This is a genomic window from Streptomyces sp. NPDC001100 (assembly GCF_053598575.1).
This window is the reverse complement of record NZ_JBSFKO010000022.1, coordinates 21,838-34,677: the sequence shown is the minus strand read 5'-3', so window position 1 is coordinate 34,677 and position 12,840 is coordinate 21,838. Positions and strand designations below refer to the sequence as shown.

Sequence of the window (12,840 nt, the reverse complement as noted above, 5' to 3'; positions counted from 1 at the left end):
GTGAGGTGATCGGCCACCACTTCCTCATCGACGAGGCGGGCGTCGTCTACGAGGGCCGCCACTCCGGCGACGACCTCGTCCCCGCCTTCGACTCGAACGGCAACCTGGTCACCGCCTTCCACACGGCGGGCTTCAACTCCGGCAACCTGGGCATCGCCCTCGTCGGCGACCTGGTCTCCCAGCCCCCGACCGACGCCGCGAAGTCCTCCCTGATCCGCCTGATCAAGGTCATCACCCGCTTCAAGGGCCTCGACCCCCAGGCGAAGATCACCTACACCAACCCGGTGAACGGCGTGAAGAAGGACAACGAGACGATCAGCGGCCACCGGGACTGGCTCCAGACGGACTGCCCGGGCCGGACGATGTACGACCTGCTGGCCGAGGTCAGGGCGGCAGCGGCCCGCTGACCTGGGCGGATCGTCGGCCTCCCGCCGCGCATTACTCTGGGAGGCTGACCGTCCCCCCTGTCAGGAGAGAAATGGCCGTCAACCTGGTCAATGTCGAGAACGTCAGCAAGGTGTACGGCACCCGTGCCCTGCTCGACGGTGTCTCGCTCGGTGTCTCCGAAGGGGACCGGATCGGGGTCGTGGGCCGCAACGGAGACGGCAAGACCACCCTGATCCGGATGCTCGCCAAGCTGGAGGAGTCCGACACCGGCCGCGTCACCCACTCCGGCGGACTCCGCCTCGGCGTCCTCACCCAGCACGACTCCCTCGACCCCGAGGCGACCGTCCGCCACGAGGTCATCCGGGACATGGCCGACCACGAGTGGGCGGGCAACGCCAAGATCCGCGACGTACTGACCGGACTCTTCGGCGGCCTGGACCTGCCGGGCTTCCCGCAGGGACTCGACACCGTGATCGGCCCGCTCTCCGGCGGCGAGCGCCGCCGTATCGCGCTCGCCAAACTGCTCATCGAGGACCAGGACCTGGTCGTCCTCGACGAGCCCACGAACCACCTCGACGTCGAGGGCATCGCCTGGCTCGCCCAGCACCTACGCGAGCGCCGCTCCGCGCTCGTCTGCGTGACCCACGACCGCTGGTTCCTGGACCAGGTCTGCACGCAGATGTGGGACGTGCAGAAGGGCGACGTCTACGAGTACGAGGGCGGCTACACCGACTACGTCTTCGCCCGCGCCGAGCGCGAGCGCATCGCCGCCACCGAGGAGACCAAGCGGCAGAACCTGGTCCGCAAGGAGCTCGCGTGGCTGCGCCGGGGCGCCCCGGCCCGTACGTCCAAGCCGCGGTTCCGCGTCGAGGCCGCCAACGAACTGATCGCGGACGTGCCGCCGCCGCGCGACACCAGCGAGCTGATGAAGTTCGCCTCCACCCGCCTGGGCCGGACCGTCTTCGACCTGGAGGACGTGACCGTCCAGGCCGGTCCGAAGGTGCTGCTGAAGCACATCACCTGGCACCTCGGCCCCGGCGACCGCGTCGGCCTGGTCGGCGTCAACGGCGCCGGGAAGACCTCCCTGCTGCGGGCCCTCGCGGACGCCGCCCGCAGCGACGGCGAGACCCAGCCCGTGGCCGGCAAGGTCGTCGTGGGGAAGACGGTCAAGCTGGCCTACCTCTCCCAGGAGGTCGCCGAACTCAAGCCCACGCTGCGGGTGTTGGAGGCCGTGCAGCAGGTGCGGGAGCGGGTCGACCTCGGCAAGGGGCGGGAGATGACCGCCGGGCAGCTGTGCGAGACGTTCGGCTTCAACAAGGAGAAGCAGTGGACGCCGGTCGGGGACCTGTCGGGCGGTGAGCGGCGCAGGCTGCAACTGCTCCGGCTCCTCATGGACGAACCGAACGTCCTCTTCCTCGACGAGCCCACCAACGACCTCGACATCGAGACCCTGACCCAGCTGGAGGACGTCCTCGACGGCTGGCCCGGTTCGATGATCGTGATCTCCCACGACCGGTTCTTCGTCGAGCGCACCACCGACAAGGTGTACGCCCTCCTCGGCGACGCGACCCTGCGGATGCTGCCGCGCGGCATCGACGAGTACCTGGAGCGGCGCCACCGTATGGAGGAGGTCGCCGCCGCTGCCGTCCCCGTGGTGGAGAAGGCCGCGCCCGCCGTGAGCGCCGCCGACCAGCGCGCCGCGAAGAAGGAACTCCAGAAGATCGAGCGGCAGTTGGACAAGGTCTCCGAGAAGGAGGCCAAGCTGCACGCCCAGATCGCCGACAACGCCACGGACTTCGCGAAGGTGGCCGAACTGGACGCGCAGCTACGGGACTTGGGCGGCGAGCGCGAGGAGCTGGAGCTGCGGTGGCTGGAACTCGCCGAGGACGCGTGAAGGGTGGGTGAAGGCGCATAACGGCGCTGTCACGGGCCGGTTCTCCCTTGGGTACAGGGGCGAACCGGCCCGTTGTTCATGGACAGCCAGGTGATAGAAAGGGCCGTCTGAGACCTGCTTGAACGCGCCTCCGGGTCCTCGCGAACTTCGGGGCGTGGCTAAAAATCAGTGAACGAGGGGGAGCCGCTGATGACTCAGCCGCCCGAACAGCCGCCGTCCGGCGGTTACGGAGCGCCGCCGAACCAACCGCCACAGCCACCGTCCGGCGGCTTCGGCGCTCCCGTTCCGCCGACGCCCGGCTACGGCTACCCGCAGCAGCAGGGCCCGTACGGCTCCGGTCCCTACGGCAATCCGCAGCAACCCGGTCCGTACGCCCCGCCGCAGCAGCCCGGCTCCTACGCCCAGCAGCCCCAACAGCCCGGCCCCTACGGCGGCTACGGCTACCCCCCGCCCCCGCCCCCGCAGTTCGCCCCGCCCCAACCCCCCTCCGGCCGCGGCCCCTTCAAGGGCAGGCCCGCCCTGCTGATCGCGGCGGCGGTCGCCGGTCTGCTGGTCGTGGGCGGCACGGTGTGGGCGGTCACCGGCGGCGGTGACGACAAGAAGCCGGTGGCGCAGAAGAGCGGCAGCCCCACGGCCTCCGGCACGAGCAGCGCCGACAACCCCGCCAACCCCGGTGACGGCAGTGGCGACGGCGGCAAGGACCCCGAGAACCTCAACGAGGGCCGCAAGTCCGGTGAGGCGAAGGTGCTCTGGTACAAGGAGGCGCCGGACGCGCCCGGTTCCGGCGCCGACGCCCCCGGCATGTGGATCACCGGCAGGACGGCGGTGAAGGCCGCGTACAAGGAACTCGTCGCCTACAACGTGGGCAACGGCAACCCGACCTGGGCCACGATCACCTTCCCGCAGAAGATCTGCGCGGTCACCCCGGAGAAGTCGGCCGACGACAAGATCGTGGTGGCGTACGAGAGCGGTGTCAGCGACAACGCCAAGTGCAACCACCTCCAGCAACTCGACCTGAACACCGGGGCGAAGGGCTGGGCCGCGACCGTCGCGGACGGCGACCTGTTCGACAGCGCGCTCAGCATCGGGCTGACCATCACCGGCAAGACCCTGATGGTGGGCCGCTCGCAGTCGGGTGTGGCCTACGACCTCGCCACCGGCAAGCAGCTGTACGAGAAGAAGAAGTACGGCGCGGCCTGCTTCCCGTCCGCGTTCGCGGGCGGCAGCAAGCTGCTCGTGGTGTCGTCCTGCGGGGCGGGCTCCACCACCGAGCACGACGAGGTCCAGGAACTCGACCCGGCGACCGGCAAGGCCAGGTGGACCAAGGCGATCCCCAAGGGCTGGACGGTGTCCCACGTCTACTCCGTGGACCCGGTCGTCCTCTACATGACCGACTCGGACAACAAGCACTGGAACATCTCGACGCTGAAGAGCGACGGTTCCGTCCGCTCGCAGGTCGACTCCAAGGCCGCCTTCGCCCCCTCCTGCGGTCTGTCGATCCTCGACCAGAACCTCCAGGGCTGCCAGGGCGTCGCGGCCGACGCGAACACCCTCTACCTCCCGACCGACGCGACGACCGGCCCCAACCAGATCGTCGCGATCGACCTCTCCACCGGCAAGGAGAAGTGGCGCGTCAAGTCCCCCGCGGACGAGTCGATGCTGCCGGTCAAGGTCGAGGGCGGAAAGCTCGTCGCCTATGTCGAGGCGGCCTACGACGCGGGCGGTCAGGTCGTGTCCGTCCCGACGACCGGCTCCTCGCACACCCCGACGAAGCTGCTCCAGATGCCGGCGGGCACCGCGAAGATCGAGTCGAGCTTCTTCTCCCGGGACATCGACTACGTCGACGGGCGCTTCTACATCTCGTCGACCCGGCTGAACGGCAATGACGACGCGAAGGAGAAGTTGATGCTCGCCTACGGCAAGTGACGCCTCCCGCCGTCCTGTTCGCCTCCGTCGACCCGTCCCCGAGGTACCCGTCATGACCCAGCCGCCCCCGCCCCCGCCCAACCAGCCCCCGCAGCCGGGTGGCTTCGGCCCGCCCCAGGACCAGCCCCCGCAGCAGCCCCCGCCCCCACCGGGCTACGGCTACCCGCAGGCGCCGCCCCCGCCACCGCCCCAGCAGCCGGGCTACGGCTACCCCGGCCAGCAGCCCAACCCGTACGCCCAGCCCCCGCAGCAGCCGTACGGGCAGCAGCCCAACCCCTATGGCCAGCAGCCCGGTTACGGCTACCCGGGGCCGGGCGGGCCCGGTCAGCCGACCATGCCGTTGCACCCGCAGCCGGGCCAACCGGGCGGCGGCGGACGGAAGTTCGGGGCGTCGGCGGTGATCATCACCGCGGCGGTCGTGGCGATCGCGCTGATCGTCGGCGGCGGTATCTGGTACTCGTCCTCGTCCAACAAGGACAACAAAGCCGACGACAAGAAGACGACCGCCGACTCGACTCCCTCCGACAGCAAGGGCGGTACCACCTCGGGCGGCAAGGAGAAGGTGCCCGCCGACACCGCCTCCAAGGTCCTCTTCCAGATCCCGATGCCCAAGGTCGCCGACACCATGGTGACCTCCGGCTCCTGGCTCACCGACAAGGTGTACGCCAAGAGCGGGGCCGCCGAGGTCGACGGCTACGACCGCGACTCCGGCGCCAAGCTGTGGACGATCAAACTCCCCGGCCCGGTCTGCCAGGCCACGAAGAACACCACCACCGACGGCAAGACGGCGATCATCTACGAGCCCGCCATGCCGACCAAGGCCAAGCCCTCCAACGGCTGCAGCCAGATCGCCGCGATCGACCTCAACGCGGGCACCAAGCTGTGGACGAAGACCGCCGACTCCGGTGACCAGCCGATCAGTTTCGAGAACGTCACCGTCAGCGCCAACACGGTCGCCGTCGGCAGCACGGACGGCGGCGCCGCCTTCGACATCGCCACCGGCAAGGTCCTGTGGAGCCCGAAGGTCGCCGACTGCTACGACGCCGGCTACGGCGGCGGCGCCAAACTGGTCGCGGTGCGCAGGTGCGGCACGTACGACTCGCCCACGCTCCACATCCAGACCATCGACCCGGTCTCCGGGAAGGTGCTCTCGGACTACAAGATGGCCCAGGGCATCGAGTACGCCAGCATCGTGTCGACCGACCCGCTGGTCGTCGCCGCCGACGTCGGCGACAGCGCGGGCGACGGCAGCGGCATCTCCGACTTCTTCTCCATCGACAACAAGACCGGCGCGCTCCGCTCGCACATCTCGGCGCCGGGCAAGCAGTACGCCGGCCGCTGCGACGGCATCACCCGCGTCGAGTACTGCACCGAACTCGCCGTAGGAAACGGCCGGTTGTACGTCCCCACCGAGGAACACGACGGCTCCGGCGACTCCTACAGCCGCACCAACGAGATCGTCGCCTTCGACCTCGCCTCCGGCAAGCAGACCGGCCAGCGCGCCGACGCGGGCGACGGCTACACCATCACCCCGCTGCGCATGGACGGCAGCAACCTGCTCGCCTACAAGTCCCCGCCCTACGACAAGGGCGGCCAGATCGTCAGCATCGACGGCAACTCCTTCAAGGAGACGACGCTCCTGGAGAACCCGAGCACCGAGACGGTACGGGACGCGGAGACCAGCTTCCTGCCGGACTACGCGGAGATCCTCTACTCGCAGGGCCACCTGTACATGTCGGGCGTCTACGCGGACAAGCCCTCGTCGTCCTCCACGGACGACAAGGACCTGGCGATCGCCTTCGGTACGGCCGGCTGACTCCGCCGACCATCATGTGTGAATGCCCCGGAATGCGAAAAAGTCCGTCGATCCGGGGCACTTCTCTCCAGTAGGGGCAGCGCAACGTCGAACAAGCGTGTAGCTTCCGGGGGCATGAAGGACGGGGGTGCTGGGGGCCCTCTGTTCTTGGGGACCAGTGGGCATCCATAGTGGGCATCCATTGGGGGGACTGGGGGGTTGCTCGATGGGAGTGCGGCTGATGGTGGTCGACGACCACCGATTGCTCGCCGAGGCACTGGCCTCGGCGCTGAAGCTGCGGGGACACCGGGTGCTGGCTGCCGCCGCGCCCGCGGCGGGCGCGGCGGAACTGGTGATCACCCGTGCACCCGAGGTGTGCCTGCTGGGCACGGCGACACCGGCCGAACCGGGCATCTTCGATCCGGTGGTGAAGATCAAGCGGGAACGCCCGCAGGTGGCGGTCCTGGTCCTCGGCCCGGTCCCGAGCCCCCGCGGCATCGCCGCGGCCTTCGCGGCCGGCGCCTCGGGCTACGTCCGTCACGACGAGCGCATAGAGGGCGTGGAGCGCGCCATCATGAAGGCAAGGGCGGGCGAGGCGGCCGTAGCACCGCAGTTGCTGCAGGGAGCCTTCAGCGAGCTCCTCAACCCGGCGGCCCAACCCGACGACGAGGGCCAACGCCTGCTCCAGATGCTCACGCCGAGGGAGGTCGAGGTCCTGGTCAGGGTGGCCGACGGCGAGGACACCCGGCTGATCGCGGCCGGTATGGGCATAGCACCGTCGACGGCCCGCACCCATGTGCAGCGGGTGCTGATGAAACTGGGGGTGGGTTCCCGGCTTGAGGCGGCGGCGCTGGCAGCGCGGACGGGCCTGCTGGACAGGGCGGGCCCACTGAACAATTCGGCGGGCCCGGACGCGTAATGGATCAGCGGTGGGTGCGGGAGGAGTCCCGCGTCGCGTGGGAGGCCATGAGCAGGCACGAACACGCGGTTGTCGTGCGGGCGGTCCGCAAGGGCGAGGCGACAGAGGACCCTGCCACCGCGCTGGTGGCGCTGCACTGGGCCTGGGCCGTCATCGGCCCGCCCGGAGCACGCAGACGCTACCCCTGGGGAGGCGCCTTCCTGGATGTCAGGCCCACTGCTTTCCTCACCGACATCTACGACGGCACCCCGCGCAACGACGTCCGCACGTATGTCCGCCGCGATGCCCGGAGGGTCGAGGCGGCGTATCCACCGTTCCTGGAGTCGCTGGGCGTGGAAACGGGCCAAAGGTGACCCCCAGGGGCGCGGGGCTGTGACATGTGCGGCTCCGCCGCGTGGGCGCGACCAGCCACAGCCCACCCGCACCCGGCAGACGAACTAAGCCCCTTCGTCCTCCTCCGCGACCTCCGCCAGTTCCACCGGAGGTGTCGGCCGCAGCTTCAGCCACCCCAGGAAGAAGATCCCGAGCAGCAGCATCGCGATCCCGGTCCACAGGTTGATGTTGACGCCCTCGGACTTGTTCAGCGACGCGTCCGACGGGTTGATCCCGGCGATCGTGACGATCACGCCGTAGACGACGAACAGACCGCCGATGATCAGCCGCAGGTCGAACAGCCGGGACGCGGTCGTCGACCTGCCCTCCAGCTCGCTGACCTCGCGCTGGACGTCCTTCTCGGAGTATCCGGAGTGTCCGGAGTGTTCAGACATGGTCTCTCAATCCTCCCGCGGCTAGAACGAGAACGGGATGTAGCAGACGGCGGCCAGGACCACCGCGCCCCAGCCGAGCAGGGCCGGCCGGCGGTACCACGCGTCGTCGCCCGCGGCGGGCGCCTCGGTCATGCCGGGGGACGTCGTGCCGTAGACCAGGCCCTGGAGCTCTTCGGCGGGCTTCGGCCGGGTGAACAGGGACACCGCGACCATGACCACCGCGCCGGCGACGAACCCGGCGATCGCGGAGACGAAGTTGGCGCCCTGGTCGGAGGGGATGGAGATGATCCCCTGCTTGTAGATCCAGAAGTAGTTCAGCATCGCGGTGACCGTGCCCGCGAGCAGCCCCCAGAAGCCGGACTTCGGGGTGGCCTTCTTCCAGAACATGCCGACGATGAAGACGACGAACATCGGCACGTTGAAGAAGGAGAACAGCGTCTGGAGGTAGCTCATGATGTTCGAGAAGGACGACGCCAGGAACGCCGTGCCCACCGACGCCGCCACACCGAGCACCGTGATCAGGCGGCCGAAGCGGACGTAGTACCCGTCCTCGCGGTCCCGGACGACGTACCTGGCCCAGATGTCGTTCGTGAACACGGTGTTGAAGGACGACACGTTGGCCGCCATACCGGCCATGAAGGCGGCCAGCAGACCGGTCACCGCGATGCCGAGGACGCCGTTGGGCAGCAGCGTCCTCATCAGGTAGGGGATCGCGTGGTTGTACTGCAGGTAGTAGCCGGGTGTGCCGATCTTCGGGACCAGGGCCTCGGCGACCAGGCCCGGGATCATCACCAGGAAGACGATGAAGACCTTGGGGTACGCGGCGATCAGCGGGGTGCGCTGGGCGGCGGAGAGGTTCTTCGCGGACAGGGCGCGCTGGACCTCGGCGAAGTTGGTCGTCCAGTAGCCGAAGGAGAGGACGAAGCCCAGCCCCAGCACGATGGTCAGCCAGTTCGCGCCGAGCGGGTTGGCGCTGCCGATGCCGGTGCCGCCCCACGCGGTGGTGAAGTTGTGGCCGTGGGTCGCGTCCAGCTTGTGGGTCAGCCCGTCCCAGCCGCCGACCTTCTTCAGGCCGAGGTAGGAGATGGGGATGAGGGCCGCGAGGATCACGAAGAACTGGAGCACCTCGTTGTAGATCGCGGACGACAGCCCGCCGAGGGTGATGTACGCGAGCACGAAGGCACCGGCGACGACGATCGCCACCCACTGCGGCCAGCCCAGCAGCGCCTCGACGACGATCGCGAGGGCGTACAGGTTCACACCGGCGATCAGGATCGCGGCGAAGGCGAACAGGAACGAACTCAGCAGGTGTGCCCACTTGTCGAAGCGGAGGAGGAGGAACTCCGGGACCGAGCGCACCTTCGAGCCGTAGTAGAAGGGCATCATCACCAGGCCGAGGAAGACCATGGCGGGGATGGCGCCGATCCAGTACCAGTGCACGGTGTAGGCGCCGTACTGCGCGCTGTTGGCTGCCATGCCGAGGATCTCGGTGGCGGCCAGGTTGGCCGAGATGAAGGCGAGACCGGTGATCCACGCGGGCAGGGAACGCCCGGAGAGGAAGAAGTCGAGGCTCGTCCTCACCGATCTCCGGGCGGCGAGACCGATGCCGAGGACGACGACGAAGTAGATCGCCAGGATCGTGTAGTCGAGCCCGTTGGTGGGGAGCCGGAGCTCGGCGGCGAGTGAGGTGGGGGGCTGCAGGGTCTGCATCAAGCGCTCACCTTGTTTGATGTTCCTCGGTTGGTGTTCTTTGTTTGATTTTGATGGTGACGGCTGGGGGGATCGGTGGTTTGATGTGTTTAGTTCTGTGTGAAGCCCGGATGTGGCGTGGATGTACGTACGGATGGAGAGCCCGGCGTGAAGAAGACCTCGACCCGGTTGGCCGACGGTCGTGAGCTCATCTACTACGACCTGCGGGACGACACCGTGCGCGACGCGGTGGACCGCCGCCCGCTGGAGCGCACGGTCACCACTTCGGAGGTACGGCGGGACGTGCTGCTCGGCGATTCGGTGGCGATCGCCTCGCACCGCCAGGGCCGCATCTATCACCCGCCGGTCGACCAGTGCCCGCTCTGCCCGACGAAGGGCGACCGGCTCAGCGAGATCCCGGACTCCTCGTACGACGTCGTCGTGTTCGAGAACCGCTTCCCCTCGCTCGCCGGGGACTCCGGCCGCTGCGAGGTGGTCTGCTTCACCTCCGACCACGACGCGTCCTTCGCCTCGCTGAGCGAGGAGCAGGCCGCCCTCGTCCTGGAGGCGTGGACGGACCGGACGTCGGAGCTGTCGCACCTGCCCTCGGTCGAACAGGTCTTCTGCTTCGAGAACCGCGGCGAGGAGATCGGCGTCACGCTCGGCCATCCCCACGGCCAGATCTACGCCTATCCGTTCACCACCCCGCGCACCGCCCTGATGCTGCGTTCACTCGCGGCCCACAAGGAGGCGACCGGCGGGGAGAACCTCTTCGACGCCGTCCTGGAGCGTGAACTCGCCGGTGAGCGGGTCGTCCTTGAGGGTGAACACTGGGCTGCCTTCGTGCCGTACTCCGCGCACTGGCCCTACGAGGTCCACCTGTATCCCAAGCGCCGCGTGCCCGATCTGCTCGGTCTGGACGAGGCGGCCCGCACAGAGTTCCCCAAGGTCTATCTGGAACTCTTGAGGCGCTTCGACCGGATCTTCGGTGAGGGCGAGCCTCCGACGCCGTACATCGCCGCCTGGCACCAGGCGCCGTTCGGCACACTGGAGGAGTTCGAGGGTGTGAGCAGGGACGACTTCGCGCTCCACCTTGAGCTTTTCACCATTCGCCGCACTTCCGGCAAGCTGAAGTTTCTCGCGGGTTCCGAGTCCGGCATGAGCGTGTTCATCAACGACGTGCCGCCGGAGCGCGCGGCCGAGCGACTGCGAGAGGTAGCGAGTTGATGAGCGGTAAGTACCTGGTCACGGGCGGGGCGGGTTACGTCGGCAGCGTGGTCGCCCAGCACCTGCTGGAGGCGGGCCACGAGGTCACCGTCCTGGACAACCTGTCGACGGGTTTCCGCGAGGGAGTGCCGGCGGGCGCCACGTTCATCGAGGGCGACATCCGCGACGCCGCCAAGTGGCTGGACTCGTCCTACGACGCCGTGCTCCACTTCGCCGCGTCCTCCCAGGTCGGCGAGTCCGTCGTCAAGCCGGAGAAGTACTGGGAGAACAACGTAGGCGGCTCCATGGCCCTCCTCGCCGCGATGCGCGAGGCGGGAGTCCGCAAGCTCGTCTTCTCCTCCACGGCGGCCACGTACGGCGAGCCGGAGGAGGTCCCGATCGTCGAGACGGCCCGCACCTCCCCGACCAACCCCTACGGCGCCTCCAAGCTGTCGGTCGACTTCATGATCACGAGCGAGGCGGCGGCGCACGGACTGGGCGCGGTCTCCCTCCGCTACTTCAACGTGGCGGGCGCGTACGGCAGTTGCGGCGAGCGGCACGATCCGGAGTCGCACCTGATTCCGTTGGTGTTGCAGGTCGCGCAGGGCAGGCGGGACGCGATCTCCGTCTACGGCGACGACTACCCGACGCCGGACGGCACCTGCGTCCGCGACTACATCCACGTGGCGGACCTGGCCGACGCCCACCTGCTGGCGCTGAAGGCGGCCACCCCGGGCGAGCACCTGATCTGCAACCTGGGCAACGGCGAGGGCTTCTCCGTCCGCCAGGTCATCGAGACGGTCCGCCAGGTCACCGGGCATCCGATCCCCGAGGTCGTCGCCCCGCGCCGCGGAGGCGACCCGGCGACCCTGGTCGCCTCGGCGACCCGCGCCAAGGAGCGCCTCGGATGGAACCCGACCCGCGCGGACCTTGCGGGCATCGTCGCGGACGCGTGGGCGTTCGCGCAGAACGTATCGAACTGATCGAAGGGCTGGGGATCACACGTGGGTGTACTTGAGGGCTTCGAGGAGCTGTACGGCACCGCTCCCGAGGGCGTCTGGGCCGCGCCGGGCCGGGTCAACCTGATCGGCGAGTACACCGACTTCAACGAGGGCTTCGTGATGCCGCTCGCCCTGCCGCACACGGCGGTGGCGGCGGTGTCGCGCCGCAGTGACGGAGTCCTCCGCCTCCACTCGGCGGACATCGAGGGCCCGGTCGTGGAACTGCATGTCGAGGACCTGGCCCCGCGCACGAACACGAGCTGGGCCGCGTACCCGGCGGGCGTGGTCTGGGTGTTGCGCGAGGCGGGCCACCAAGTCACCGGCGCGGACATCCACTTGTCGTCCACGGTCCCGACGGGCGCGGGCCTGTCGTCCTCGGCGGCCCTGGAGGTCGTCACGGCCCTGGCCCTCAACGACCTCTTCGAACTCGGCCTCTCCGGCCCGGAGTTGGCCCGCTTCTCGCAGCGCGCGGAGAACGACTTCGTCGGCGTCCCCTGCGGCATCATGGACCAGACGGCCTCGGCCTGCGCCGAGGAGGGCCACGCGCTCCACCTCGACTGCCGCGACCTGTCGATCCGTCAGATCCCGTTCGACCTGGCGGCCGAGGGCCTGTCCCTCCTGGTCGTCGACAGCCGTGTGAAGCACGCCCTGGGCGACGGCGAGTACGCGGAACGCCGCGAGGGCTGCGAGGAGGGCGCACGGCAGTTGGGCGTCCCCTTCCTGCGGGACGTGGCGTACGAGGACCTGGAGTCGTCACTGGCACGGTTGAGCGACGAACGGATCCAGCGCTACGTCCGCCATGTCGTCTCCGACGACCACCGGGTCGACCAGGTCATCTCCCTCCTGGACGCCGGCGAGGTCCGAGCGATCGGCCCGGTCCTGACCGAGGGCCACGCCTCACTCCGCGACGATCTCCGCATCTCCTGCCCGGAGTTGGACCTCGTGGTCGACACGGCGGTCGGCGCCGGCGCCCTCGGCGCCCGCATGACGGGCGGCGGCTTCGGCGGCTCGGCGATCGTCCTGGTCGAGGCGTCGGACGCGGACACGGTCACGAAGGCGGTGGAGGAGGCCTTCGCGGGGGCCGGTTATACGGCACCTCGGGTGTTTTTGGCGGTGCCTTCGGCGGGGGCTCGGCGGGTGAGTTGATCCCTGGGGCGTCGTCTCCCCGTTCGTCGGAGGGCGGGGGACGACGATGGGGACGTTCGCGGGGCATGCGGGGCGGGCTCGGGCCGGCCCTGGGCCCTGCCCTCTGGGAA

Annotated in this window: 11 protein-coding genes; 9 read left to right on the top strand and 2 right to left on the bottom strand. The window is 69.1% G+C overall.

The window, feature by feature from the left end; genetic code table 11:
* Positions 1-5: 5 nt before the first annotated feature.
* The 6 genes from ACWDEW_RS28860 (at position 6) to ACWDEW_RS28835 (ending at position 7,274) form a co-directional block, all read left to right on the top strand.
* On the top strand, positions 6-407 hold the full coding sequence (locus ACWDEW_RS28860) for a peptidoglycan recognition protein family protein (RefSeq protein WP_450516315.1): 402 nt from the start codon (positions 6-8) through the stop codon (positions 405-407).
* Positions 408-478: 71 nt separating this feature from the next.
* Positions 479-2,281 (top strand): ABC-F family ATP-binding cassette domain-containing protein, encoded by a 1,803-nt coding sequence (locus tag ACWDEW_RS28855; RefSeq protein ID WP_359607259.1) that lies wholly within the window; start codon positions 479-481, stop codon positions 2,279-2,281.
* Positions 2,282-2,470: 189 nt separating this feature from the next.
* Positions 2,471-4,207 carry an outer membrane protein assembly factor BamB family protein gene (locus ACWDEW_RS28850; RefSeq protein WP_450516313.1) on the top strand — a complete coding sequence of 579 codons (1,737 nt, stop codon included), beginning with the start codon at positions 2,471-2,473 and terminating at the stop codon, positions 4,205-4,207.
* 52 nt (positions 4,208-4,259) lie between these two features.
* Entirely contained in the window at positions 4,260-6,023 is a 1,764-nt protein-coding gene (locus tag ACWDEW_RS28845) for an outer membrane protein assembly factor BamB family protein (RefSeq protein WP_450516311.1), read from the top strand.
* 205 nt (positions 6,024-6,228) lie between these two features.
* On the top strand, positions 6,229-6,921 hold the full coding sequence (locus tag ACWDEW_RS28840; RefSeq protein ID WP_026178205.1) for a helix-turn-helix transcriptional regulator: 693 nt from the start codon (positions 6,229-6,231) through the stop codon (positions 6,919-6,921).
* 47 nt (positions 6,922-6,968) lie between these two features.
* A complete protein-coding gene (locus tag ACWDEW_RS28835) occupies positions 6,969-7,274 on the top strand; it encodes a hypothetical protein (RefSeq protein WP_450516309.1) in 306 nt (101 codons plus the stop codon).
* Between the two features lie 84 nt (positions 7,275-7,358).
* On the opposite strand, the gene ACWDEW_RS28830 is transcribed toward ACWDEW_RS28835, so the two are convergent.
* Both ACWDEW_RS28830 and ACWDEW_RS28825 read right to left on the bottom strand, forming a co-directional pair.
* Entirely contained in the window at positions 7,359-7,688 is a 330-nt protein-coding gene (locus ACWDEW_RS28830; RefSeq protein ID WP_450516307.1) for a hypothetical protein, read from the bottom strand.
* A 21-nt stretch (positions 7,689-7,709) separates the two neighbouring features.
* Positions 7,710-9,398, bottom strand: a complete 1,689-nt coding sequence (locus ACWDEW_RS28825) for a sodium:solute symporter family protein (RefSeq protein WP_450516306.1) — start codon at positions 9,396-9,398, stop codon at positions 7,710-7,712.
* 147 nt (positions 9,399-9,545) lie between these two features.
* Here ACWDEW_RS28825 and galT point away from each other — a divergent pair, with 147 nt between their 5' ends.
* From galT to galK, 3 genes are read left to right on the top strand one after another with little or no spacing between them, the layout of a single operon-like run.
* Positions 9,546-10,604, top strand: a complete 1,059-nt coding sequence (gene galT, locus ACWDEW_RS28820) for a galactose-1-phosphate uridylyltransferase (RefSeq protein WP_450516304.1) — start codon at positions 9,546-9,548, stop codon at positions 10,602-10,604.
* Complete coding sequence (gene galE, locus ACWDEW_RS28815) at positions 10,604-11,566, top strand: UDP-glucose 4-epimerase GalE (RefSeq protein WP_450516302.1); 963 nt, start codon at positions 10,604-10,606, stop codon at positions 11,564-11,566. Before galT ends, galE begins: the two co-directional genes overlap by 1 nt.
* A gap of 21 nt (positions 11,567-11,587) precedes the next feature.
* Entirely contained in the window at positions 11,588-12,730 is a 1,143-nt protein-coding gene (galK, locus tag ACWDEW_RS28810) for a galactokinase (RefSeq protein ID WP_450516300.1), read from the top strand.
* Positions 12,731-12,840 lie beyond the last annotated feature (110 nt).

Bases quoted from the DNA above. Each gene is read 5' to 3' on its own strand.
- ACWDEW_RS28855 (WP_359607259.1), top strand. From the start codon at position 479: ATGGCCGTCAACCTGGTCAATGTCGAGAACGTCAGCAAGGTGTACGGC.
- ACWDEW_RS28850 (WP_450516313.1), top strand. From the start codon at position 2,471: ATGACTCAGCCGCCCGAACAGCCGCCGTCCGGCGGTTACGGAGCGCCG.
- ACWDEW_RS28845 (WP_450516311.1), top strand. From the start codon at position 4,260: ATGACCCAGCCGCCCCCGCCCCCGCCCAACCAGCCCCCGCAGCCGGGT.
- ACWDEW_RS28840 (WP_026178205.1), top strand. From the start codon at position 6,229: ATGGGAGTGCGGCTGATGGTGGTCGACGACCACCGATTGCTCGCCGAG.
- ACWDEW_RS28835 (WP_450516309.1), top strand. From the start codon at position 6,969: ATGAGCAGGCACGAACACGCGGTTGTCGTGCGGGCGGTCCGCAAGGGC.
- ACWDEW_RS28830 (WP_450516307.1), bottom strand. From the start codon at position 7,688: ATGTCTGAACACTCCGGACACTCCGGATACTCCGAGAAGGACGTCCAG.
- ACWDEW_RS28825 (WP_450516306.1), bottom strand. From the start codon at position 9,398: ATGCAGACCCTGCAGCCCCCCACCTCACTCGCCGCCGAGCTCCGGCTC.
- galE (WP_450516302.1), top strand. From the start codon at position 10,604: ATGAGCGGTAAGTACCTGGTCACGGGCGGGGCGGGTTACGTCGGCAGC.